Origin of the sequence: Acinetobacter sp. CWB-G5, from assembly GCF_019209785.1 — a bacterium.
In the GTDB taxonomy this organism is placed as follows: Bacteria; Pseudomonadota; Gammaproteobacteria; order Pseudomonadales; family Moraxellaceae; genus Acinetobacter; species Acinetobacter johnsonii.
This window is the reverse complement of sequence record NZ_JAHUTF010000002.1, coordinates 248,649-272,606: the sequence shown is the minus strand read 5'-3', so window position 1 is coordinate 272,606 and position 23,958 is coordinate 248,649. Positions and strand designations below refer to the sequence as shown.

Genomic DNA, 23,958 nt, shown 5'->3' with positions numbered 1-23,958 from the left:
CTTTCGAGGTCACGTACATTAGTTCGTTACGTGAGTACCCTCTTTTTCACCCATAACCACTGAAAGCAATGAACCTGCTTTATTCATGTCAAAGACTTGAAGCGGCACATTGTGGTCACGACACAAGCAAATCGCTGTTAAATCCATCACACCCAATTTCTCATCTAACACTTGGTCAAAAGTTAATGTGTCATATTTAACGGCATCATCGTATTTGCTTGGGTCTTTGTTGTAGACACCATCAACTTTCGTTGCTTTTAGGATCAGGTTGGCTTCAATCTCGATACCACGTAAGCATGCTGCTGTATCTGTGGTAAAGAACGGATTACCTGTACCTGCGACAAACACACAAACTTCACCTTGTGTTAGATGACGAATGGCATCACGGCTTGAGTATGATTCAACTACAGCACCAATTGGCAATGCTGACATCAAACGAGTTTTGATATTACGGCGTACCAAAGCATCACGTAATGCCAAACCATTCATCACGGTTGCAAGCATACCCATTTGGTCACCGGTTACACGACCAACCAAACCATCTTTTTGTAATTGACTACCGCGATATAAGTTACCACCACCCACAACAATCCCGACTTGCACACCCAAACCCACTAAGTGCGCAATTGCCAAAGACATTTGATCAAGGACTTGAGCATCAATACCCATATCTTTATTTCCAGCCAATGCTTCGCCAGAAAGTTTCAGTAAGATGCGTTCAAAACGTGGTTTTTTAGAATCCAACATCGCAATAACTCCAATATCTAAATTTTAAAATTTTATTTGTGTCTTAATTCGATTTAATCGAAATCAATTGTGCATACAGATCATATTCATCTGCATCGGTAATTTCGACTTCTAACAAATCGCCTGATTTAATCTGGCTTTTATCAATATCTTCCACAAAGACATTGCCATCAATTTCAGGAGCATCTGCGTATGAACGTGCAATCGCAACTGGGAATTCTTCATCAAGCTCATCGACCAGCACCGTCATTTTCTGACCAACACGCTTTTGAAGTTTTGCAGCAGAAATCGCCTGTTGCACTTCCATAAAGCGCTCATAACGCTGTTGCTTAATCTCTTCTGGCACGTGATCTGGTAAGTCGTTTGCTGTCGCACCTTCAACAGGTGAATAGGTAAAGCAGCCTACGCGATCAAGTTGTGCTTCTTTTAGCCACTCAAGCAAGATTTCAAAATCTTCTTCAGTTTCACCAGGAAAACCCACAACGAAGGTTGAACGAATCACCAAGTCAGGACATTTTTCACGCCACAGTTTTAAACGCTCAAGTGTATTTTCACTATGCGCAGGTCGTTTCATCAGTTTTAGAACTTTTGGGCTGGCATGTTGGAATGGAATATCCAAATAAGGCAAAATTTTGCCTTGTGCCATCAAGTCAATCACTGCATCCACATGTGGATATGGATATACATAGTGCAAACGCACCCAAATACCGAGTTGACCTAAGGCCTCACACATGTCATAGAACTTCGTCTTAACAGGTTGACCATTCCAAAAGTCTAATTTGTATTTGGTATCGAGGCCGTAAGCAGAAGTATCTTGGGAGATAACGAGTACTTCTTTTACACCGGCACGTTTAAGCGCAGCCGCTTCTTCTAAAACAGAACCGACTGGGCGAGACACTAAGTCACCACGCATACTTGGAATAATGCAGAAGGTACAACGATGGTTGCATCCTTCTGAGATTTTTAAGTACGCATAATGCTTCGGCGTTAAACGAATCCCTTGTTCTGGAACAAGGTCAATAAATGGGTTGTGTTTTGGTGGCTCAGGCACGTATTGGTGCACAGCTTCCATCACTTCTTGATATGCAGCCGCCCCTGTCACTTTTAAGACATTTGGGTGCATTTGGCGAATTTTGTCTTCGTCTTTACCTAGGCAGCCCGTAACGATTACACGACCGTTCGCACTCATGGCTTCGCCAATGGCATCTAAAGACTCTTGCACTGCAGATTCAATAAAACCACAGGTATTTACAACAACTAAATCCGCACCGTCATAATCTGATGCTACATCATAACCTTCAGTCTTCAACTGAGTTAAAATTCGTTCGGAATCAACCAATGCCTTAGGACAACCTAAAGAAACAAAACCGACTTTGGGGGATTTCATGAATCTGCGCTCCACTAGAATGCGCGTATTGTATGTCTTTTCTGTTTATAAAAACAGATCGATTCCACACTCTTTGTTTAATGCACCAAAATAAAACCAACACTGTAGTAGAATTAACATAACGCACCATTTTAAGTCACTTTCGGTTTACTTGATTTTTAGAATCCGCTATATCTTTAGCTAATCGTTCATTTACAGCGCATTCCGCAAAAAAAGTGTGCTCATTTCACTATACAAAATCAAAGTTGGCGTGCATTTTGCTTTATTTGCATCAATTCAGTCCGCTATTTGGAACGGTTAATGCTTTATCAAGATGCCATTGCGCTATTTTAATACAGGATACATTCGCTAATGGATCACCCTATTTCTATCGACTATCGCCTTTTAGTGGACAATTTGACCACTGCGATTTTATTGGTCGACAGTAAATTAAATATTTTTTACTTAAATTCCTCTTGCGAAGCATTATTTGATATCAGTCTTTTACGTGCCTCTGGTCAACCTGCGCTTAATTTACTCCATGCACCCAATGATGAGTTCAATACAGAAGAAGCTCTTCTCAATACTTTAAACTCGGGACAACACTACACCCGCCGTGAAGCCATCATTAAGGTCAACTTTAAAGATATTCATGTTGACTATACCGTGTCACAGTTGAATTCAAATAAGCCCTATCATCCTTTGCTTTTAATTGAGATCAACCCGATTGATCGGATGCTCAAAATTTCCAAGGAAGAAAACTTCTTACAACAACATCAGGTCGCACGCCAACTCATTCGTGGTGTTGCACATGAAATTAAAAATCCGTTGGGCGGAATTCGCGGCGCTACACAACTGTTAGCGCGTAGCCTCAATGATCCGCAATATAGCGAGTTCACCGACATTATTATCAGTGAAGTCGATCGCTTACGTAATTTAGCAGACACCATGCTTGGTTCTCGTCAGCTCCCAAGTTATGAGTTGGTCAATGTACATGAACCTTTAGAGCGTGTCCGCTCACTCATTACCAATCAAACCAAAAAGAAAATTAAGATCACCCGTGATTATGATTTGTCATTACCAGAAGTGATGGCCGATCGTGATCAACTAATACAAGTCATGCTGAACATTAGCGTTAATGCAGTGCAAGCCATGACTGAAAATAAAGAGTTCTTTGTCGACCACCAACCTGAGCTGATGTTACGTACCCGTATTCAACGTTTAGTGACCATTAATGGTGTACTGCAACGCTCCGTAGTGCGGATTGATATCGAAGACAATGGTCCAGGCGTTCCAGAAGAAATTTTAGAATCTGTGTTTTACCCGCTGGTCACGGGTCGTGCTAAAGGCACAGGACTAGGTTTAAGTATTGCGCAAAATATTATGCATCAACATAACGGAATGATTGAATGTCAATCTGTTCCCAGAAAAACAACTTTTAGCTTATATATACCTTGGGAGTTAAACCATGTCGCGAAATAAAATATGGGTAATTGATGACGATCGCGCCATGCGCTGGGTGCTGGAAAAAACATTCAAAGAAGAAGGTTTCGACGTCACAAGTTTTGAAGAAGCTCAATCCGCTTTAGACCAGCTCAGTTTAGATGCACCTGATGTGATCTTGACCGATATTCGCATGCCCGGCATCGATGGCTTAACTTTTTTAGCGAAAGTTAAAGCCAACTATCCTGATCTACCTGTCATTATTATGACGGCTCACTCTGACCTAGAGTCTGCTGTTTCAAGTTATCAAACGGGTGCATTTGAGTATTTACCCAAGCCTTTTGACATTGATGAAGCATTAGCCTTGGTGAATCGTGCGATTTTGCACATCACCAAAATGCAGCAGCAAGAATCGGCAAAAACTGTACAACCGATTCAATCGACCGAAATCATTGGCGAGTCTCCTGCTATGCAGGAAGTTTTCCGTGCGATTGGTCGTTTGTCTCAATCACACATTACAGTGTTAATTAATGGTGAATCAGGTACAGGTAAAGAGTTGGTTGCACATGCTTTACACCGCCACTCACCACGTAGCAGTAAACCTTTTATTGCACTCAACATGGCTGCAATTCCAAAAGACCTAATTGAAACAGAGCTTTTTGGTCATGAGAAAGGTGCTTTTACAGGGGCAAATACACAACGCCAAGGTCGCTTCGAACAAGCCAATGGCGGAACACTGTTTTTAGATGAAATTGGCGATATGCCTTTCGAAACGCAAACACGTTTACTGCGTGTTCTAGCTGATGGCGAGTTTTACCGTGTCGGTGGGCATATCCCAGTAAAAGTGGATGTACGTATTGTCGCGGCAACGCACCAAGACTTAGAAAAATTGGTACATGATGGTCGCTTCCGTGAAGACTTATATCACCGTCTGAACGTGATTCGCATTCACATTCCAAAACTGGCGCATCGTAGCGAAGACATCCCGATGTTGGCGCAGCACTTCTTGGCGCGCGCAGGCAAAGAATTAGGCGTCAGCCCTAAAATTCTTCGCCCTGAAACGCAAGAATATATGCAACAGCTGCCTTGGCAAGGAAACGTACGTCAACTCGAGAACACTTGCCGCTGGTTAACGGTCATGATTACAGGGCGTGAAGTTTATCCTGAAGACCTACCGTCAGAGCTGAAGCAAATTCCAATTACCCGCTCAGGTGAAGATGCACAAGCCGCGCATAACCTTGATCGCATTGCAGTGCACCATTGGGATGAGTTACTGGGTCAATGGGCTGTGCAAAAGCTGAAAAACGGCGAGATGAAAATTCTCGATATCGCCACCCCAATGTTCGAACGCACATTGATCATTGCTGCGCTGCAACAAACCCGTGGCCGTAAACGGCATGCGGCTGAGTTACTCGGTTGGGGGCGTAACACCCTTACGCGTAAACTTAAAGAGCTAGGTATGGATACCGCAGATGATGAAAGTGAAGAAGAAGTTTTAGAAAATTAAAGCAGATTCTACGTAATAGCCAACTCAAATTAAAAGCGCCGCAATGGCGCTTTTATTTATTAAGCCGTAAAACCTAAATAGCGTGAATAGCCTTCAACACCAAGTGGTGCTTTTAACATGATAAAATTTGGGTAACTGGCTTGAGTTAACTCTTCAAACATAATGACTTGATCATCATGTGCATGGAGATCATCAACACTGCGCTGCATGGTCGCTTCAAATTCATCTGTGATATATTCGAAACCAATGTCCATCGCAATAAATAAGGTATGTTCACAAGGCTGAACGTATTGTTCCTGAGACCAATCAATTACCTGTTGTTGGCAGTGTGGACACTCTACGGGATCTGTCGCTTCACAGTCTAGTGGGATCAATTGATAAGTCATAATTTAGTTTTTAAACAAAGATGGTGCGAAGTTTAGCATAGGATAAAGTACCTAGAATAATCATGTCGACTTTAGAAAAAGCCATTGCACTGGCTGCAACCCAACATGCAGGGCAGCTCGATAAGGGCGGACAACCTTACATCTTGCATCCATTACGCCTCATGTTGCAATTTTCCAATCCTACCCTACAAATCATTGCGGTGTTGCATGACATTTTGGAAGACACCGCAACGACTGCTGAAGACTTAGAAGCGCTTGGCTTTAGTGCCGAGATCATTAAATCCATACAAGCACTGACCAAACAAACAGGTGAATCACGTTTGGAAGCGGCTAAGCGTACTACATTAAACCCTCTTGCAACCCAAGTAAAATATGTCGATGTACTCGATAATATGAACCTTTCGCGCATAAACAACCCAACAGCACGCGACTTTGCACGACTTGAAGAATATAAAGAGGTGCTTGAAATACTCAAACAAGCGAAAACTCAGTGAAACCCTTAAAATAACTGAGTATTTTCAATTAAATCTCTACAATTTCAAAATTGACAAACTGCAACGATCACTTTTTAATTAAGCCTATCGTTGCACAAATGGACATCGTGAATGTTAAGCGATTTAGATGATTTTTATTGTTTTGCTCAAGTGGTTGAACATGGTGGTTTTAGCGCAGCCGAACGCGCAACAGATATTCCCAAATCCAAGCTCAGTCGACGCGTGTATAACCTCGAAGAACGATTGGGTGTCCGCCTAATTCAACGCAGCTCTCGACATTTCGCAGTGACCGATATTGGTATGAATATTTACCGTCATGCGCAAGTGATGATGAATGCAGCACAAGCCGCACACGATTTGGTCGATCATCTCAGTTTACAACCGCGTGGGGTCATTAAACTCAGTTTGCCTGTATCGATTGCACAAAATGAAATTGCACGTATTTTACCGAACTTCTTAAAAACCTATCCCGAAATTAAAGTGCAAATGATGGTAACAAATCGCCGTGTGGATATTATTAACGAAGGTTTTGATATCGCGCTGCGGGTTCGCTCCAATCTAGACGATGATCCAAGTTTGGTAATTCGTAAATTTGAAAATATCGAGCAGCATTTATTTGCCAGCCAAGCCTACTTAAATGAATTTGGCGAACTGAAACAACCTGAAGATTTAAGCCAACATCATATACTGAGTATGGTTGATGAGCATTTAGATCAACATATCATCGTGCATAATGATGCACAGCAACAAAAGAAAATACGCGTCAATCCTGTAGTGATGGGCTCTGATTTGAGCATGTTGGCTCAACTGGTCCGTAAAAACTGCGGCATTGCCTTACTTCCAGACAGCATCGTACAAGATATGGTGAAAAGTGGTGAGCTGGTTCGTGTCCTACCCGACTGGAAAGCACCACACGGTATTTTTCATGCTGTGTATCCTTCACGTCGTGGTTTACTGCCTGCTGTCCGTGTGTTTATTGACTATTTAATTGAACACCTTAGCTCAAATAAATCACTTTAAACCCTACTCATGCTCAATGTCATTGAGCCAATCCATGAGGCAAAAAAAAAGAGCTTAACCGAGGTGGATAAGCTCATAAACTTTCAAAATAAGAAACTACAGCGAGTATCTTGGAAACAATTTTAGTGACAAAATAAAGTCTAGGCCAATAGCTTACATGTATAAGTTTTAATCATATAATATCAAAAACACGACAAATAAAGGGTTTCAGAAATATCACTTATTGCTTCTAAGACTTAATTTAGCTTTTAGGCTACAAAGCTAGACCAAAGTCTAAAATTTAATCACCTACAAAACATCAACTTAAATTTCTGGATAAGTGCCCGTACCTTCAGGCCAAGGTGATAGTAACTCAAAACCTGTTTCAGTCACGAGTACCATATGCTCCCATTGCGCAGTTAAAGACTTATCTGCAGTCACGACTGTCCAACCATCCTTAAGTTCTTTGACATGCGCTTTGCCCATATTAATCATCGGTTCAATCGTGAACACCATGCCCGCTTTAAGCTGCATCCCCTTACCTGGTTGACCGTAGTGCAATACGCTTGGCTGTTCGTGATAAACCTTGCCGATACCATGACCACAATACTCGCGTACCACACTATACCCTTCACGGTGTGCAACTGTCTGGATGGCATAACCAATATCGCCCAAAGTTGCACCTTGCTTCACAGCATGAATACCTGCAACCATTGCCTCATAAGTCGTATCGACTAGCTTTTTGGCTTCCGGTTTCACTGTACCCACATAGTACATACGACTGGTATCACCAAAGTAGCCATCTTTAATAATCGCCACATCAATATTAATAATATCGCCATCTTTGAGTACAACATTCGGCGATGGAATACCGTGACAGACCACTTCATTTGGAGAAATACAGGTGGTTTTGGTATAGCCATGATAACCAATATTGGCAGGCGTCACTTTTAAGGTATTTACAATGAAGTCATGACAAATATCATCCAGATATTCAGTCGTGACACCCGGCTTTACATGCTCACCAATCATCGCTAAAACTTCGGCAGCCAAACGACCAGATATACGAAGTTTTTCTACATCTTGTTCAGTTTTTATGCTCACATTTAAGCCACGCATTGAAATATCCTCAATTATGAAGTCGCAAGTATAGACCTTTTCTCAATATTTTTGTTCAAACTTAAATCTTAGGCTAGCCTTCAACAACTGACCTCTAAATAATTTGTGTAATTTTAAAGCATTTGCACTACAACTTTTAATTTAGGAAAAACAGTGCCTCAAGCTTTTCATATTTATAATTTTTCTATTTTAAAATGGATAATCAATCACATATATCAACCTATTTTTTACAAGTTGATATATTCACTTTTCATCTTATAAAAAAATTTAATACTACCCATGAAATAAATTAGCCAAAAAAACACATATGCACTAAAATCGTCCCCTTTGTTCAACTCGATCTCCCTTTTATGACAAGTCTGCGTACTCGGGATATTGTTGCTTTGGGTTTTATGACTTTCGCACTCTTCATTGGTGCGGGCAACATTATCTTTCCACCGATTGTGGCTCAACAAGCGGGTGAGCATGTATGGTTAGCAGCTTTTGGTTTCTTAATCACTGCTGTCGGCTTACCTGTAATCACCATTATTGCGCTGTCACGTGTCGAAGGTTCGATTCAAATTTTAAGTTCACCTTTGGGTAAAATAGCCAGCCTCATTTTAACCATTACGTGTTACTTAACTGTCGGGCCACTCTTTGCGACACCACGTACTGCAACCGTTTCTTATGAAATTGGTTTTTCATCTTATCTTGGAACATCAAGCAGCAGCTTGCTGATCTACAGTGCAATCTACTTTAGTGTAGTCACCCTCATTTCACTGTATCCAAACAAGATTTTAGACACGGTTGGTTATGTACTCTCGCCACTGAAGATTTTATCTTTGGCCATCCTTGGCATTGCGGCGATGATGATTCCAACGGGTTTCGTTCCGCCAGCCATTAATAATTATGTCGACAGCCCTGTTTCTGAAGGTTTTGTAAATGGTTATTTAACCATGGACACTTTAGGTGCTTTGGTTTTTGGTATTGTGATTATTCAAGCGATTCGTTCACGTGGTGTCAGCAACCCTAAACTGATTACACGTTATGCGGTTATTGCGAGTATCATTTCTGGTATTGGTTTAACTGTAGTTTATCTCAGCTTATTTAAACTTGGCCTTGGAAGCCATGAAGTCGCAGCAAATGCGAGCAATGGTGCAGTGATCCTGCATGCATATGTTCAACATGCATTTGGTGACTTAGGTTCTATCTTCCTTTCTGCCATGATTTTTATTGCGTGTATGGTCACTGCGATTGGCCTGACCTGTGCATGTGCTGAATATTTCAGTTCAATCACTAAAATTGGCTATAAAGTTTGGGTCTTCATTCTGATTGGTTTCTCTTTCATTATTTCAAACTTAGGTTTAACCAAACTCATTGCCTTTTCTGTGCCTGTTTTAAGTGCAATTTATCCACCTGCAATTGTGGTGATTATGCTGAGCTTTGGCTGGAAATTCTTTAATCATCCTCGCCGAGTGATTGCACCTGTTACAGCAGTGTCTTTGGTGTTTGGTATTCTAGACGGTTTAAAAGTTGCAAACTTTGAACTGCCTTATGCGCTGACTCACTTACCTCTTGCAGAACAAAACCTTGCATGGCTTATCCCATCATTGGTGGTTTTTGTAATTGCCATTGTAATCGACAAAGTGAAAAAGTAAGCAAAAACTGATGTTGTTAAAGTCTGGTTTTACCCAAGCCTGATTTTAAGCATGATCAATATTTGTCACATTTTATCCAAATGGACACATATTGTTTCATTTCTTTCTACATCAGTTTTTGTACATACTGACACATTTTATATACACCGCTAAAGTCGTATATCAACACCTTCATATCTCTTATAAATTTAATATTAGAAAATAAAAAATTCTTTAAAGCCTGTCCTAGCAAGCCATTCATGGCATCAATATTGCTTTATACAATCTATGTATAAGCTTACATGCATCATTTATTTGTCACCTTATACGGTAACGAAATACTATTTATTCACTAAAAAAATGCTACACACATATTTTCTGATTGGTATAGCATAATTTCTCTGAAAAATAGTTGTTTTTGCTCTTGATCAACGCAAGTTTTAGCAGTACAACATTAAGAACTAATCCGACTAAACACATTGGTTTTTAGTCAAAAACTCAAGGAGGGATGGAGATGTTATCATTACATTTCAACAAGCAAGTCTTCATTAACGCTCTGAAGGCAAACAAGAATATGGTGACGTATTTAAGTACCACCATTGCCCTGATGGTCATTATGATCATGCATGGCTTAATTCAAGGTAACCTTAAAGCTGAATATTTTGCTTACGCTATCGTCGTATCATTTGCCTTTTATTTATGGGCAGTCGTCGATCAAAAATTCCGAAAGGCCACACAGTCAATTGACTAGCAAACAGGTGGATGATTAGTCATCCACCTTTGTAAAAGTATAAAAATTTTAAAAAATATAAGAACAACTTAAAATAAACCGAAAAACATTCCCCACAACAAGCCCAACGTCGCCACAATTTCCCCCACAACCAATGCCATCATTGCCATCAGCATGATTGATTTGGGTAAAGTCCATTTGCCTAAAACATGCGGACTACGGAACTGGTTATTGGTGTCTTGCAATAGCCCATGCACAATATAGCTCAGTATCGAAAAGCTAAAAAAGAATAAATTAATTCCCACAAACAGCATGTTCACAGGTTCAGGCCAGACTGAAATTGCGGCCATTACCGCAATAATTAAACTTGCAGGTGCATATAACAAACTGCTGCGGTGGGCGATATCAACATAATAGTGCGCGCGAAACTGCGGTGAATGGCGTATTTGTGCATATTTCCATACCCCTGTCAGCATCCCAACAAATAGAAAAATCCCACTAAATAAAAGTGCAAATTTTACCGACATATCTAATTCAACAAACTGCATGTGTTTTCCTTTTTTATTTTCACCCTATTCTATACAGATCTACTTGACTTCAAAGTCATAGATTAGACAAGTTTCTTTTTGGAACTTAGGTAGAGTAGAAAAAAATTCAATGCTTAACCGATTATGCAAAATTACGAAACTTTAGCTATTACCTGCTCTGACCATTATTCACTCAGTGGGCGCTTTTATGCAGCCCAAGGTACACAACAAGCCCTACCTGTTTTAATCTGCCCTGCCACAGGTATTACCCAGCAGTTTTACCACCATTTTGCATCATGGCTTGCAGAACAAGGCTATGCCGTTTTGGTTTTTGACTTTCGCGGTATTGGTGAGTCTCTGCATGAACCACTGAAAAAGTCGAAAGCCAGTATCGTGCAATGGGGGCAATTAGACATCCCAGCAGCGATGGAGGTGTTATTGAATAAAACCCAAGCGACACAAGTGATCTTGCTCGGTCATAGTGCAGGTGGGCAACTTTTAGGTATTAACCCAAACTATGAAAAAGTAGCAAAAGTCGTTGCCGTTGCAGGCTCAACCGGACACGTAAAAGATTTGAAAGGTCGTACTAAACTCCTGGCTCCTGTGATGTTTAAACTAATCTTCCCTATTGCACGTTATACCTTAGGCTATGGACCGACCAATGCCATTGGCATGGGCGAAAACCTACCCAAAGATGTGGCGCGTGATTGGGCACAGTTTTGCAGCAAACCGGGTTATGTAATTAATGCCTTAGGCATAACAGTACAAGATGACTTCCACCGTGATATTCGCTGTCCAATCACAGCCATTTGGGCCTCGGATGATGAAATTGCCACGCAAGTGAATGTTAAAGGCCTACTCAGCCTTTACCCAAATGCACAAACAGATCAAATTGAACTCAAACCACAGGCATATGGCCACAAAGCCATTGGTCATATGGCAATGTTTAAGCGTTCCCATCAAAACTTATGGCCTGAAATTGCAGCACAGCTTTCATCTTAAGGCGGCACATATCAAGCCAAGCCTATCGCCAGTTCAAGCAGCACTTACTTGACTGGCTTTATTTTCACCGCAAAATTGCAGCTTTCAGATAAAAACCAACGCTATTGATAAATTTAATTTCATTAATCAATAAATAAATATTATATTTCCACCACGAATTTTTATTAAGTCATAGTTCATGTGATGTCTATCGCATGTGCTAGAGATGGATGAATCATGTCTGCACAACAGCAACCCCAGCTTAAGCATGGGCTGAGCAACCGTCATATTCAGCTGATTGCTTTAGGCGGCTCTATTGGTACAGGCCTATTTTTAGGCATTTCTCAAACCATTAAACTGGCTGGCCCTTCCGTTATTTTAGGCTACGCACTGGCGGGCTTAATTGCATTTTTCATGATGCGCCAGTTGGGTGAAATGGTGGTTGAAGAACCCGTGAGTGGCTCTTTTAGTTATTTTGCCTATAAATTTTGGAGCCCTTTTGCCGGCTTTATGTCGGGCTGGAACTATTGGGTGCTCAATGTCTTGGTCTGCATGGCGGAACTCAGTGCCATCGGGCTCTATGTCCAGTATTGGTGGCCTGAAATTCCCACATGGATTTCAGCGCTTGGTTTCTTTGTACTGATCAATGCCATCAACCTGCTGCATGTCAAAGTCTTTGGTGAAACAGAATTTTTATTCTCCATGATTAAAATTCTCGCAATCATTGGCATGATTGGATATGGTGCTTGGTTACTGGCAAGTGGTCACGGTGGCGCACATGCCTCTATTTCTAACCTATGGGCTCTAGGCGGTTTCTTTCCCAATGGGATTTCTGGCCTAATCATGGCGATGGCCATCATTATGTTTTCCTTTGGCGGGATTGAACTCGTTGGTATTGCTGCTGCGGAAACCAAAAACCCGACCACAACTATTCCTAAAGCGGTCAATCAGATTGTCTATCGTGTGTTGCTGTTTTATGTGCTTACGATCATCGTTCTACTCTCGTTGTTTCCATGGAATCAAATCGCAGAAGGCGGTAGCCCTTTTGTCTTGATTTTTGACTCCTTAGGCAGTCAGGGCGTCGCAACTGTACTGAATTTTGTGGTCTTAACCGCAGCTATATCGGTGTATAACGGAACCAGCTATGGTACGAGTCGTATGCTGCTAGGTCTGGCAGAACAAGGCAATGCCCCACAATTTTTAAAGAAAATTAACCAGCGTGGCATTCCTTATGCAGCCATTTTATGCTCTGCATTGGTGACCCTACTGTGTGTCGTCTTGAATTATATCTTTCCAGAAAAAGCCTTTAAACTACTGATGAGTCTTGTGGTTTCAGCCATTGTAATTAACTGGATGATGTTGGCATTGACCCACTTAAAATTCAAGCAACGTATGCTGGCATTGAAAAAATCAACCTTGTTTCCAACTTTGATTTACCCCATCAGCAACTATATCTGTATTGTATTTATGCTTGGTATTTTAGTGGTGATGTGGCTCACACCTGATATGCGAATTGCAGTGATGCTGATTCCACTTTGGATTGGCTGCCTAACTCTAACTTACTGGTTTAAACAAAGATCAAAAACACAAAAAGTACAATAAATAAGTCAGCAAACAGCGCCGTTAAAAGGCACCCTTCCCTTTAAGGGCGCTGTTTGCAAATCAAAGCCAATTTCCCAAATGACTTTGATTGAATCACTTTATTGTAGTCATGACCGATGCAGAGTGTTTCTCTTTTATTTGCTTATTTTGAGTATTTATTGAGAAATATTTTCATATAAAATAGTTTATAAAGAAAATTATACGCAGGAATACGTTATGAATGACGCTCACTACGTTTTAGATAAAATTGACCGTCGTATTTTGTCTGAACTTCGCCAAGACGGCCGTTTGACCGTTACCCAGTTGGCTGAGAAAGTTGGGCTGTCCTCTTCTCCTTGCTGGACACGTGTAAAACGCCTAGAAAATCTCAACATCATTGAAGGCTATACAGCAAAGATTAATTCAAAAGCCATTGGGATTAATGAGCTGTTTTTTATTGAAATTACGCTTGAACGCCATGATGATGAAATCTTAGAGCAATTTAGTGAAGCACTGGCTTACATGCCTGAAGTCGTTGAAGCACATTTAGTGACTGGCGATTACGACTACTTACTCAAAGTTGCAGTGAAAAATGCAGAACACTATGAACGCTTTTTGCGTAAAAACTTATACTCAATGAAAGGTGTACGTCATACACGCTCAATTTTTGCCTTACGTCCTTTGAAACTCGAAAATAAATCTGACCTCATTATGATTGAGTGATTGCTGCAAATATTGTGTAAATGTGGTTTAATACACGCAGTATGAGATGAGCCTCTTACAGTATGTGCCTTAGATGTGCATACGACTAGCCCCTAACCATGGGGCTTTTTAATGTCTATAAGTTTTAAAATACTGATACTTTAGATAGTGAAAATCATTCAAATACAAAATGGTAGCCAATAAAAAAGCACCCCAAGGTGCTTTTTTATTAAGTGTATCATCTCTAAAAATATTAACCCAAAATACCAATTGAGAGCTGAATCACAAAAGCATTCACAATATCAACAAAGAATGCACCCGTCAGCGGAATGATCAAAAAGGCTTTATGGGATGGTCCATAGGTATTGGTTACCGCTTGAATATTGGCAATTGCTGTCGGTGTCGCACCTAAGTTGACACCACATTGGCCTGCACAAAGTACCGCAGCATCATAGTTCTTACCCATCACACGGAAGGTCACAAAGTACAAATAAAGTGCTAAGAACAGTGTTTGTACAATCAGGATAATCACCAGTGGACCAGCCAAATCTGCCAACAACCAAAGCTGTAAGGACATTAACGCCATGGCTAAAAACAGTGCCAGTGAAGCATTGCCAAATACATCGATGCAGCGGTCAAAAACCTGAACTCTCAACCCATGCTCTAAAATATTACGTAAAACCACACCACACATTAGCGCCCAAACAAAACTTGGTAGCTCAAACCACTGCCCTTTAGCCACCGCTGTCATGAAGTATGCAAAGCTGATGCAAATTGCAAACATCCCCATGGTTTTGACCGCATCATCTGCCGTAATCAGACGCGTTTTTTCAGGAAATTCAAATGGCGCCGTTTGTGCTGAGGGTGGCGCTTCATTACGCCCTGTTGCTGCTGGAATTTCTTCAGCCAGCTGGTAGCGACGTATCAGAAATTTAGCGATAGGTCCACCTATTACCCCGCCAATGATCAAACCAAATGTTGCACTTGCCATGCCCAGTACAATCGCACCCTGCACACCGTGTTCATTTTCAAATATCGTGCCCCACGCTCCTGCTGTCCCATGACCACCTGTGAGTGTGACTGAACCAGTAATTAAACCAATCAGCGGGTCTAGACCTAAAACTGTGGCAAGGCTAATACCAACCACATTTTGCAGCAGGACAAATACAATGACGCAAACCAAAAAAACAAGCAGCGACTTCCCACCTTCTTTGAGCTTAACAAAGCTTGCACTTAAACCCACAGAGGTAAAGAACATCAGCATAAAAATTTGCTGAATATTGGTATCAAAGTTGACGGTTATGTTTGAACTTTTAAACAAAATATAAGTAATAACAGCTGCAACCAACCCACCTGCAACAGGTTCGGGAATGTTATATTTTTTTAAAATACTGACTTTATTCACACATACATAACCGACCAATAGCACAGCAACTGCTGCAACAATGGTCATAAATGCATCGAATTGATAGTTCATGAGGTATCCAATGATGCTTATTGCATTAATTCTAAAACAGATAAGTCAGTGATGAACAGGCTAAAGTTTCTCAATGTACAATTTCTATGCTTTAGATTACATGATGTTTTATAACTGAGCTCAGTATTTTAAGAATTAATCATCGTAAAAATAAAAAGACCCAATTGGGTCTTTTTATTTTTATAGCAACATAACTTTAAAATTAAAATTTATAATGAAAGCTTAATGTTGCATTTCTTGGTTCGCCCCAAATCATTGAATCTGAGCCTATTCCATCATAATATTTTTTATCAAATAAATTATTTACATTGAGTTGTGTACTAAAATTTGGATCAAACTTATAACCCAGCATTGCATTTGCAAGATACAGATCACCTCTGTCCACACGCGTCGCACCTGTGCCTTTATAAATTTTACTAAAATAATTTAGGCCAGCACCGGCATACCATGCTTCATTTTTATATTTAACAAATAAGTCTGCCGTAGTCCGAGAACTGGTAGAGTTATAATCAACACCTTTAGCATCCTTAGCATCAAAATTAGCAACACCAAAGCTAAGCCCCCAATTCTCATTAAGCTCACCATCAATGTTGAGTTCAACACCTTTACTTGTTACACCTTCAACCGCAAAATAAGCATTTTCGGGTGTATCAGCCCCGTTGTTATCTTTAACTTTTACTTCTTTTCCATTTGAATCATATAATTGCTCTGCAACATTATCTTGCTCAATTCGGAAGATAGATAAGGCGGCATTTAGCTTTCCATCCAAATATTCACCTTTTAAACCCATTTCATAGCTTTTACCATCAATAGGATCAAGGTAATTACCACTTACATCTTTTCTGTTTTGTGGTTTAAAAATACTGGTATAGCTCACGTACGCTGAATAATCCCGCGCAACGTCATAAATAAGGCCAAAGTAAGGTGTAATCTCATTTTTAAACTCTCTATTCCCTTTACCATCTGCTGCTTCGTATTCCCAATTTGAAACACGAACACCTGCAACTGCTTTTAATGGATCTAAAATATGGAATTTACCTGAAATGTAACCTGCTGTTTGAACCGTGTTATTGAGTACACCTTTTTGATTTTTTTCTATAGGTACAACAATTTGGGTATTCATATCGTTAAAGTTTAATGCATCTACATTTAATACATTCCCCCCCGTATAATAAGAACCACCAAAATTATTTTTCTTTAGTTCAGATTTATTCCATGCCCCTCCAATAACAATCTCTTGCTCACGGCCAGCAAGGGTGAAAGGTGCTGCGATATAAACATCGACATTATTTTCATCGGTACGTTGATCATCTGCATAAACAGAAACATTATACTTTTTGGTAGTCTCATTATAGACAGGAAGTTTATTTGTGTCTTTATTCACTTGCCCTGTTGTGTACAACAAGTTTGAAGATGAATCTTCTTGTCTGTATAAATATGAAACGTTTAAGCTTACATCATTAAACAAAGTATGCTTTAAGTCAGCAAAAAGCATAGTCGTTTTTGCGTCCCAATACGTCCAGTCAGAACTAACTGTTAGTGATCGATCAAAATTGGTTCTGGTACCATCGGTATAAAATGCGGGTAAGCCTCCCCAACGCACACCATCGCGATTCAACTCTTGATAAGATGCAGCGAAAGATAATAATGTTTTATCGCTAATATCATAATCAATTGCACCATAAACAATATTTCGCTCTTTCTCATAAAAATCCATAAATGAATCTTCATCAGAATGTTTTACAAAAACGCGCCCACGAAGTGAGCCATCACTATTTAAAGGTGCAGATAGATCTGCCGAACTTGAATAACTATTCCATGAACCTGCCGATGCGCTTACTGATCCAGCAAATTCCCTTGAATTTGCATGCTTACGGATTAAATTAATACCCATTGCTGGGCTTCCCGCTCCAGTCATTAAACCATTAGCACCTTTTACGACTTCAACACGATCATAAATACTTAAATCTAGGTCAGCTGCCACTAAGTTTGCAGTTGTTGGCTTGCCATCGATAAGGAAATAATCTACATCAAAACCGCGTGCATAAGGGCGTTGACGTTCGTCCGTACGCGGAGTAGATACACCTGTAATATTACTCATCAAATCTTGGAAGGACTCAATATTTCGGTCATCCAAATATTCACGGGTATAGACTTTGACTGTTTGCGGGGTTTCACGTAGGGATAAATTTAACTTGGTTGCGGTATTTGTGCTACTCGTCGTATAGCTACCTGTATTTTCGGTAACTGCTGTTTTATCTTGAGCTGTAAGGGTAATGGTCGCCAACTGTGCATTTGGCTGAGACGTTGTATTAGACTCCTCCTCTTCCACGGTGTTTGCGTGTGTCATAGACAGCATGGCAGTTGAAGACAGGAAAATAACTTGCATCGCCAAATAGAGTGGCTTTTGCGTAGACAGAGGACGTTTAAACATATCAGGACATTCACAGCTAATGAGAAAAAAATAAGACAATGAATTGATAATTTTAAAATGCGGACGTGCCTACTATGCTTAAGTAAAACAAGCACCTTTGTAGCATCACAAGTACTAAGATTCGTAAAATCCTTTTCGAACATCTCAGTGGTTTGAGTCATTACATATCAATCCATTTCGAAAAATTATAAACAAAAAATAACGCAAGTGATACTAATTATCATTAGCAAATACATCTTTAATTTAGATTTAAGATATTTGTATTGTAGATATACGTTCCTTTTCACAGAAAAACTGAGTGAAAAACATACAATAGATATTTATAATGCTCTATTTTTTTATAATTATAAATATGACAACAAAAAAAATAGACCAAGTGTATTTTGGTCTATTTTTAACACATGGTCTTGTCGATGACTTACTCGATGTCATAGACCCAGTTTTTGGCTTGTTGGTCTGTTGTCGTTTCACACACATAATAGTCTTGATCCCACGAGTCTTGATGGAAAATTTCCATTTTTCGATAGGTCACCTGTTTGCTATTTTCCACACAGATAAAGCTTTCGCCTTGGTCTTTGACTTGGGTTCCGTTTAGGAAGCCACCGATACAGAGGAAGCGGGATTGTTTAGCCATTTGATTATTCCTTTACAATCTCTTAGTTTCAGTATTCCCTTCAACATAGGAAAAATAGTGTTTAGAAGATGTTAACAACTTTAATAAAAATTTATTTACCAACTCTCTTAATATTAATGTATTTCGCCAAGCCTTATTAACATCACTTACATCATTCCCATGTGCTGCATCATTTCTCTGTTGCCATGCTTTTTTTTCAATCTCCGACAATTCTAATGAAATATCTTTACAGAAAAAATTCATCATATCCTTCTGTGAATATGTATTCATATTTCCTATTTTATTTATAAATATTTCTTTATGAGCATCACTTAATTCAAAACTATCAAGCTGTACTTTCAATTGCTCGCTTAACTTCTTAAAAGTTGATTTATCTAAAATTTTACTATAGCTAACATTATTAATTTTCATATAGTTAGCCTGTAACTTTTCAATTAAAGCGCCATAATGCACAGCTGCTGTAATTGAATTTGAATTCACTGCTATCCAATAAGTAAAAAATATATTATTAAGATCGTACTCATCATACTTTATATAGAACTCCTGCACCAATTTTTGAAAAAAATCTAACTCTATAATATTGAAAGCTTTTAAACTAAGTGGTGCTGGTAGTTGAAAATCAATACTTAATCGCCCCAGCTCATTACTATTAATATTTCGCAAATAACTAAAAGTTGGTGCCATATATTTATTAACAAATGAATACCCATAAAATACCAATGGGCTTCCTAAAATATAGGAAATAGTGTTTCTAATTTTTTCTCTTTTAACTAGACCTAGTTCCATATTATATAAAATTATACCTTTATCTCCATTACCTAATTTAATTATAAATATCTCACTATCTTCAAGCTCAAACCTAATATTATTTCTAGACCAGTGATTATGATTAATTATTTTTTGCATTAACTCAAAATTTGAATCCTTCAAATCATATATCTTTTCATGATTTTCCTTAATTTGCATAGAATTTGGAAACAAATGATTAATTTTTAAATTATCAACAAACTCTATTAAATATTCTGCTCCAATCAAACTATGATCATCAGAAAATTCAAACTCTTCTACTAAAAAAATATCGATATAAATATGTTCTCCATTGTTTTGTGTTATTTTTCTATTTATTGGTACAGCGAGCATTTTTATTTTTTGATCAAGATGATTATGCTTAAATTCCACATGAAAATCTTCGTAAGGAATATCACCCTCTTTATCCTTAAAATTAAAATCCGATACTGTTGCATCACCAATTACTTTTAACAACAACTGAGATTCTTTATCACGAGAAATAGACATTTCCCCCTTCTCATACCTCAAAAAACCTTTTTTTACACATGCAAACTCATTGAAATTAAAATGATCAATATTTTCCCATATACCTAACGACATTTATAATTTTCCAAAAAATAAGGACTGATAAATCAGCCCTTATTCTAAACTACTTTTTAATGAACAATTAAGTCAACTGAGCAGCAGCAATTTTCTTGGTATCAACATTCGCAGCAGCGTCAGTATAGTCGCCCATTTTGTCGAAGCTTAAGTATTGGTAGATGTCAGCAGACATGCTATCAATTTGAGCTGCATACTGTTGGTATTCTTCTGGAGTTGGTAATTTACCAAGTACAGCAGCAACAGATGCAAGTTCAGCAGACGCTAAGTAAACGTTCGCACCTTGACCTAAACGGTTCGGGAAGTTACGCGTAGAAGTCGATACACAAGTTGTGTTCGGCGCTACACGTGCTTGGTTACCCATACATAATGAACAACCTGGCATTTCAGTACGTGCGCCAGCTTTACCATAAGTATTATAGAAACCTTCTTCCATCAATTGACGTTCGTCCATACGCGTAGGCGGAGCAATCCACAAACGAGTTGAAAGTACGCCACCAGGAACTTTTTCTAACAACTTACCAGTTGCGCGGAAGTGACCGATGTTTGTCATACATGAACCAACGAATACTTCGTCAATTTTCACGCCTTGAACGTCAGAAAGCAATTTTGCATCATCTGGGTCATTCGGGCAGCAAAGAACTGGTTCAGTAATTGTCGCAAGGTCAATTTCATACACTTTCGTGTATTCAGCGTCAGCATCAGCTTTAAGAAGTGATGGGTTCGCTAACCATTTTTCCATGTTCTCAACACGACGAGCCATAGTACGCGCATCGCCATAACCTTCAGAAATCATCCACTTCAACATTGTGATGTTTGATTTCAGGTATTCAGCAACTTTCTCTTCAGAAAGTGTGATAGAACAACCAGCAGCAGAACGTTCAGCAGATGCATCAGAAAGTTCGAATGCTTGCTCAACAGTAAGGTCAGTTTCCATTTCTGTTAAGTCGATTTCTAAGATACGACCAGAGAAGATGTTTTTCTTACCTTTCTTCTCTACAGTTAAGTCACCTTGCTGAATCGCAACGTAAGGAATGGCATGTACAAGGTCACGTAGTGTGATACCAGGTTGCATTTTACCTTTGAACTTAACAAGTACAGATTCAGGCATGTCCAGTGGCATAACACCAGTCGCAGCAGCGAATGCTACAAGACCAGAACCCGCAGGGAAAGAAATACCAATTGGGAAACGCGTATGCGAGTCACCACCAGTACCAACTGTATCTGGAAGAAGCATACGGTTTAACCAAGAGTGAATAATACCGTCACCTGGACGTAAAGACACACCGCCACGGTTCATGATGAAATCAGGAAGCGAGTGTTGCATTTGAACGTCAACTGGTTTTGGATACGCAGCTGTGTGACAGAAAGATTGCATAACAAGGTCAGCAGAGAAACCTAGGCAAGCCAAGTCTTTCAATTCGTCACGAGTCATTGGACCAGTGGTATCTTGCGAACCAACAGTCGTCATCTTAGGTTCACAGTAAGTACCTGGAAGTACACCTTGACCTTCAGGAAGACCACATGCGCGACCAACCATTTTCTGTGCTTGAGTGAAACCTTTGCCAGTAGCAGCAGGTTGAACTGGAGTACGGAATAAAGTCGATGGAGCAAGACCTAAAGCTTCACGCGCTTTAGTTGTTAAACCACGACCAACGATTAAGTTGATACGACCACCCGCACGTACTTCGTCTAGAAGCACTGGAGTTTTAAGTTCAGCTTCAGCAATTACTGCGCCGTCTTTAGTTGCAGTAACTTTTGCAGCAGCATGATCAATGTTAAGAACGATTTCGTCGCCCATGTTCATGTTTGCAACATCAATCTCGATTGGCAATGCGCCAGCATCTTCCATTGTGTTGAAGAAAATCGGAGCGATTTTAGAACCTAAGCAGTAACCACCGTCTTTTTTGTTTGGGATGTGAGCAATTTCGTCACCGAAGAACCAAAGTACAGAGTTAGTTGCTGATTTACGGCTTGAACCAGTACCAACAACGTCACCTACGTAAGCAACTTGGTTGCCTTTCGCGATCAAGTCTTTGATTTGGTTGAGTGGACCAACTTCACCAGGAACTTCTGGGTTGATACCGTCACGTACGTTTTTCAACATTGCATTTGCGTGCAATGGAATGTCTGGGCGGCTCCATGCGTCTTGTGCAGGTGACAAGTCGTCAGTGTTAGTTTCGCCAGTTACTTTGAAAACAGTCAGTTTGATTTCAGTCGGAACGTCTTTACGAGTCGTGAACCATTCAGCATCAGCCCAAGACTGCATAACTGCTTGTGCATTCGCGTTACCCGCTTTTGCTTTGTCTGCAACGTCATGGAAGGCATCAAATACAAGAAGAGTTTTCTTAAGCGCTTCAGCAGCTAATTCAGCAAGTGCAGCATCGTCAAGAAGAGCAACTAAAGGAGCAACGTTATAACCACCAAGCATAGTGCCTAGTAAGTAAACCGCACGTTCTTTAGAAACTAATGGTGAAGTCGCCTCGCCTTTAGCCAAAGCAGCTAAGAATGCAGCTTTAACATATGCAGCTTGGTCAACACCCGCTGGAACACGGTTTTCTAGTAAATCAACTAAAAATGCTTCTTCGCCAGCTGGTGGGTTTTTTAATAATTCAACTAATGCAGCTGTTTGAGCATCGTCAAGTGGCTTCGGTGGGACTCCGAGTGCGGCACGTTCTTCAACGTGTTGGCGGTAAGCTTCTAGCACGGTGTTATTCCTCTTTTTTAAAAAATTATTTACGTATTCCTGCTTTAAATAAAGCTACGTAAATAATATGGACTGCTTAATTTTACTAAAATTCCAGTTAAAAGTTAATGCGCTACAAGTGTTTCTTCGTGATGCCCATTATTTTCTAACTAAATGATGTTCATATCGATTGCACATAAAAACGACAATATAGTCAGATCGTTTAGACTTTTTTCACATTAACTTTGAACTGCCATTTAAAAACAAAAAAGGCAACCTATGTTGCCTCTTTTTACGCAATATAAATATTCAACCTTAGTGTACTGTTGTGGCTTGAATATATTGTTTGAAACTTTCACGACAGCCTTCAAATTTCATCTGAATTTCATCATCATGCAAATTTTGATGTGCAGAGCTTGCAAAAGAAATTTGTACTGAAATACGTGTAGGTTCGTGGTCAAGTGCGTGTTTGAAATATACATGGTCACCCAAACTGAGAACATAATGACCACCGCCAATTACGGCCACACCATTTTCATCTTCCAAGAGTAAATCAGCGTGATTTAAATAGCCAACAACTTCCATTTTCTGCTCCTCTCGTTTTTTTATTCTAGGTTCATTATTCTTTATTTTTATATGCTTTGCTATATATATGATTTAGAGTTTTGTCACAAAAAGTTCCATCCAAAAAATAAAAAACCGTTCCTTAGAACGGTTTGTAATCTGGCATTTCAGTATGCGGTGTTGCAATACATTTTTCAGTATATTTCACACGAACTTTTTCACGCGCACCTTCAATATCGGATTTAATTTCAGCCTCAGGTAAAGCATAAACATCTTCAATAATTTCTAACGCAAATGCTTTGGTCATTTCGTCTTCAACTTTATTGGCATGCTCAATCGCTTTCTCTTTTTCAATGGCATTTTGGCGGTCTAACATAATTGAACGTGCTGCATTACCAATACTTTTACAATAGCCATGCCATTGCTCTTCTGGTGTTAACGGTTTTTTTTCAGCACAACCCACCAGCGCAATCACAGCAGCCAAAGCGAATAACTTTTTCATTACAACTCTCCTATTCGCCCTATCATAATCAAACTTTTTCAAATGAAGAACCATTACCCACTTTAAAATAAAAT

The 23,958-nt window shown here is 39.6% G+C and carries 21 protein-coding genes; 9 read left to right on the top strand and 12 right to left on the bottom strand.

The window, feature by feature from the left end:
• Positions 1-18 precede the first annotated feature (18 nt).
• Entirely contained in the window at positions 19-747 is a 729-nt protein-coding gene (gene pyrH / locus KVY11_RS05350; protein WP_004696558.1) for a UMP kinase, read from the bottom strand.
• Positions 748-790: 43 nt separating this feature from the next.
• The gene (rimO, locus tag KVY11_RS05345) at positions 791-2,134 is read right to left on the bottom strand and encodes a 30S ribosomal protein S12 methylthiotransferase RimO (RefSeq protein ID WP_004696556.1); all 1,344 of its coding nucleotides are present in this window, start codon (positions 2,132-2,134) and stop codon (positions 791-793) included.
• A gap of 351 nt (positions 2,135-2,485) precedes the next feature.
• Between rimO and glnL the strand changes: the two genes are divergently transcribed.
• Together glnL and glnG are read left to right on the top strand one after the other, a co-directional pair.
• Positions 2,486-3,595: a nitrogen regulation protein NR(II) gene (gene glnL, locus KVY11_RS05340; protein WP_218288352.1), complete on the top strand. Its 1,110-nt coding sequence runs from the start codon at positions 2,486-2,488 to the stop codon at positions 3,593-3,595.
• Positions 3,582-5,063 carry a nitrogen regulation protein NR(I) gene (glnG, locus tag KVY11_RS05335; RefSeq protein WP_125280528.1) on the top strand — a complete coding sequence of 494 codons (1,482 nt, stop codon included), beginning with the start codon at positions 3,582-3,584 and terminating at the stop codon, positions 5,061-5,063. Before glnL ends, glnG begins: the two co-directional genes overlap by 14 nt.
• Positions 5,064-5,122: 59 nt before the next feature.
• On the opposite strand, the gene KVY11_RS05330 is transcribed toward glnG, so the two are convergent.
• Positions 5,123-5,449 carry a hypothetical protein gene (locus tag KVY11_RS05330; protein WP_218288351.1) on the bottom strand — a complete coding sequence of 109 codons (327 nt, stop codon included), beginning with the start codon at positions 5,447-5,449 and terminating at the stop codon, positions 5,123-5,125.
• A 62-nt stretch (positions 5,450-5,511) separates the two neighbouring features.
• Here KVY11_RS05330 and KVY11_RS05325 point away from each other — a divergent pair, with 62 nt between their 5' ends.
• Positions 5,512-5,943, top strand: coding sequence for an HD domain-containing protein (locus tag KVY11_RS05325; protein WP_094148173.1), 432 nt, complete (start codon positions 5,512-5,514; stop codon positions 5,941-5,943).
• Between the two features lie 111 nt (positions 5,944-6,054).
• On the top strand, positions 6,055-6,963 hold the full coding sequence (locus tag KVY11_RS05320) for a LysR family transcriptional regulator (protein ID WP_094148172.1): 909 nt from the start codon (positions 6,055-6,057) through the stop codon (positions 6,961-6,963).
• 303 nt (positions 6,964-7,266) lie between these two features.
• Here the strand turns inward: KVY11_RS05320 and map are convergent, their stop codons facing one another.
• A complete protein-coding gene (map, locus tag KVY11_RS05315) occupies positions 7,267-8,061 on the bottom strand; it encodes a type I methionyl aminopeptidase (protein ID WP_114837234.1) in 795 nt (264 codons plus the stop codon).
• 350 nt (positions 8,062-8,411) lie between these two features.
• Here map and brnQ point away from each other — a divergent pair, with 350 nt between their 5' ends.
• Positions 8,412-9,698: a branched-chain amino acid transport system II carrier protein gene (brnQ, locus tag KVY11_RS05310; protein ID WP_218288350.1), complete on the top strand. Its 1,287-nt coding sequence runs from the start codon at positions 8,412-8,414 to the stop codon at positions 9,696-9,698.
• Positions 9,699-10,191: 493 nt separating this feature from the next.
• Positions 10,192-10,428, top strand: coding sequence for a hypothetical protein (locus tag KVY11_RS05305; RefSeq protein ID WP_004696541.1), 237 nt, complete (start codon positions 10,192-10,194; stop codon positions 10,426-10,428).
• Between the two features lie 68 nt (positions 10,429-10,496).
• On the opposite strand, the gene KVY11_RS05300 is transcribed toward KVY11_RS05305, so the two are convergent.
• Entirely contained in the window at positions 10,497-10,955 is a 459-nt protein-coding gene (locus tag KVY11_RS05300; protein ID WP_218288349.1) for a hypothetical protein, read from the bottom strand.
• A 123-nt stretch (positions 10,956-11,078) separates the two neighbouring features.
• On the opposite strand from KVY11_RS05300, the gene KVY11_RS05295 reads away from it, so the two are divergent.
• From KVY11_RS05295 to KVY11_RS05285, 3 genes are all read left to right on the top strand, one after another.
• Positions 11,079-11,936, top strand: coding sequence for an alpha/beta fold hydrolase (locus tag KVY11_RS05295; protein ID WP_218288348.1), 858 nt, complete (start codon positions 11,079-11,081; stop codon positions 11,934-11,936).
• Between the two features lie 216 nt (positions 11,937-12,152).
• A complete protein-coding gene (locus KVY11_RS05290; protein WP_010327000.1) occupies positions 12,153-13,517 on the top strand; it encodes an amino acid permease in 1,365 nt (454 codons plus the stop codon).
• A 216-nt stretch (positions 13,518-13,733) separates the two neighbouring features.
• Positions 13,734-14,219: an Lrp/AsnC family transcriptional regulator gene (locus KVY11_RS05285; RefSeq protein ID WP_004696532.1), complete on the top strand. Its 486-nt coding sequence runs from the start codon at positions 13,734-13,736 to the stop codon at positions 14,217-14,219.
• A gap of 232 nt (positions 14,220-14,451) precedes the next feature.
• Here the strand turns inward: KVY11_RS05285 and gltS are convergent, their stop codons facing one another.
• The 7 genes from gltS to KVY11_RS05250 all read right to left on the bottom strand — a co-directional run bounded on the left by gltS (position 14,452) and on the right by KVY11_RS05250 (position 23,884).
• Entirely contained in the window at positions 14,452-15,675 is a 1,224-nt protein-coding gene (gene gltS, locus KVY11_RS05280; RefSeq protein ID WP_218288347.1) for a sodium/glutamate symporter, read from the bottom strand.
• A 202-nt stretch (positions 15,676-15,877) separates the two neighbouring features.
• Positions 15,878-18,109 carry a TonB-dependent siderophore receptor gene (locus tag KVY11_RS05275; protein WP_218288346.1) on the bottom strand — a complete coding sequence of 744 codons (2,232 nt, stop codon included), beginning with the start codon at positions 18,107-18,109 and terminating at the stop codon, positions 15,878-15,880.
• A gap of 418 nt (positions 18,110-18,527) precedes the next feature.
• Positions 18,528-18,743 (bottom strand): hypothetical protein, encoded by a 216-nt coding sequence (locus KVY11_RS05270; RefSeq protein ID WP_218288345.1) that lies wholly within the window; start codon positions 18,741-18,743, stop codon positions 18,528-18,530.
• A gap of 12 nt (positions 18,744-18,755) precedes the next feature.
• Entirely contained in the window at positions 18,756-20,132 is a 1,377-nt protein-coding gene (locus tag KVY11_RS05265) for a hypothetical protein (protein ID WP_218288344.1), read from the bottom strand.
• A gap of 67 nt (positions 20,133-20,199) precedes the next feature.
• Positions 20,200-22,839: a bifunctional aconitate hydratase 2/2-methylisocitrate dehydratase gene (locus KVY11_RS05260; protein WP_218288343.1), complete on the bottom strand. Its 2,640-nt coding sequence runs from the start codon at positions 22,837-22,839 to the stop codon at positions 20,200-20,202.
• A gap of 294 nt (positions 22,840-23,133) precedes the next feature.
• A complete protein-coding gene (locus KVY11_RS05255; protein WP_010327006.1) occupies positions 23,134-23,403 on the bottom strand; it encodes a hypothetical protein in 270 nt (89 codons plus the stop codon).
• A gap of 121 nt (positions 23,404-23,524) precedes the next feature.
• Positions 23,525-23,884: a hypothetical protein gene (locus KVY11_RS05250; protein WP_218288342.1), complete on the bottom strand. Its 360-nt coding sequence runs from the start codon at positions 23,882-23,884 to the stop codon at positions 23,525-23,527.
• Positions 23,885-23,958: the final 74 nt, after the last annotated feature.

What these genes read in the sequence shown, in the direction of transcription:
- pyrH (WP_004696558.1), bottom strand. Translation starts at nt 747, where the DNA reads ATGTTGGATTCTAAAAAACCACGTTTTGAACGCATCTTACTGAAACTT.
- rimO (WP_004696556.1), bottom strand. Translation starts at nt 2,134, where the DNA reads ATGAAATCCCCCAAAGTCGGTTTTGTTTCTTTAGGTTGTCCTAAGGCA.
- glnL (WP_218288352.1), top strand. Translation starts at nt 2,486, where the DNA reads ATGGATCACCCTATTTCTATCGACTATCGCCTTTTAGTGGACAATTTG.
- glnG (WP_125280528.1), top strand. Translation starts at nt 3,582, where the DNA reads ATGTCGCGAAATAAAATATGGGTAATTGATGACGATCGCGCCATGCGC.
- KVY11_RS05330 (WP_218288351.1), bottom strand. Translation starts at nt 5,449, where the DNA reads ATGACTTATCAATTGATCCCACTAGACTGTGAAGCGACAGATCCCGTA.
- KVY11_RS05325 (WP_094148173.1), top strand. Translation starts at nt 5,512, where the DNA reads ATGTCGACTTTAGAAAAAGCCATTGCACTGGCTGCAACCCAACATGCA.
- KVY11_RS05320 (WP_094148172.1), top strand. Translation starts at nt 6,055, where the DNA reads ATGTTAAGCGATTTAGATGATTTTTATTGTTTTGCTCAAGTGGTTGAA.
- map (WP_114837234.1), bottom strand. Translation starts at nt 8,061, where the DNA reads ATGCGTGGCTTAAATGTGAGCATAAAAACTGAACAAGATGTAGAAAAA.
- brnQ (WP_218288350.1), top strand. Translation starts at nt 8,412, where the DNA reads ATGACAAGTCTGCGTACTCGGGATATTGTTGCTTTGGGTTTTATGACT.
- KVY11_RS05305 (WP_004696541.1), top strand. Translation starts at nt 10,192, where the DNA reads ATGTTATCATTACATTTCAACAAGCAAGTCTTCATTAACGCTCTGAAG.
- KVY11_RS05300 (WP_218288349.1), bottom strand. Translation starts at nt 10,955, where the DNA reads ATGCAGTTTGTTGAATTAGATATGTCGGTAAAATTTGCACTTTTATTT.
- KVY11_RS05295 (WP_218288348.1), top strand. Translation starts at nt 11,079, where the DNA reads ATGCAAAATTACGAAACTTTAGCTATTACCTGCTCTGACCATTATTCA.
- KVY11_RS05290 (WP_010327000.1), top strand. Translation starts at nt 12,153, where the DNA reads ATGTCTGCACAACAGCAACCCCAGCTTAAGCATGGGCTGAGCAACCGT.
- KVY11_RS05285 (WP_004696532.1), top strand. Translation starts at nt 13,734, where the DNA reads ATGAATGACGCTCACTACGTTTTAGATAAAATTGACCGTCGTATTTTG.
- gltS (WP_218288347.1), bottom strand. Translation starts at nt 15,675, where the DNA reads ATGAACTATCAATTCGATGCATTTATGACCATTGTTGCAGCAGTTGCT.
- KVY11_RS05275 (WP_218288346.1), bottom strand. Translation starts at nt 18,109, where the DNA reads ATGTTTAAACGTCCTCTGTCTACGCAAAAGCCACTCTATTTGGCGATG.
- KVY11_RS05270 (WP_218288345.1), bottom strand. Translation starts at nt 18,743, where the DNA reads ATGGCTAAACAATCCCGCTTCCTCTGTATCGGTGGCTTCCTAAACGGA.
- KVY11_RS05265 (WP_218288344.1), bottom strand. Translation starts at nt 20,132, where the DNA reads ATGTCGTTAGGTATATGGGAAAATATTGATCATTTTAATTTCAATGAG.
- KVY11_RS05255 (WP_010327006.1), bottom strand. Translation starts at nt 23,403, where the DNA reads ATGGAAGTTGTTGGCTATTTAAATCACGCTGATTTACTCTTGGAAGAT.
- KVY11_RS05250 (WP_218288342.1), bottom strand. Translation starts at nt 23,884, where the DNA reads ATGAAAAAGTTATTCGCTTTGGCTGCTGTGATTGCGCTGGTGGGTTGT.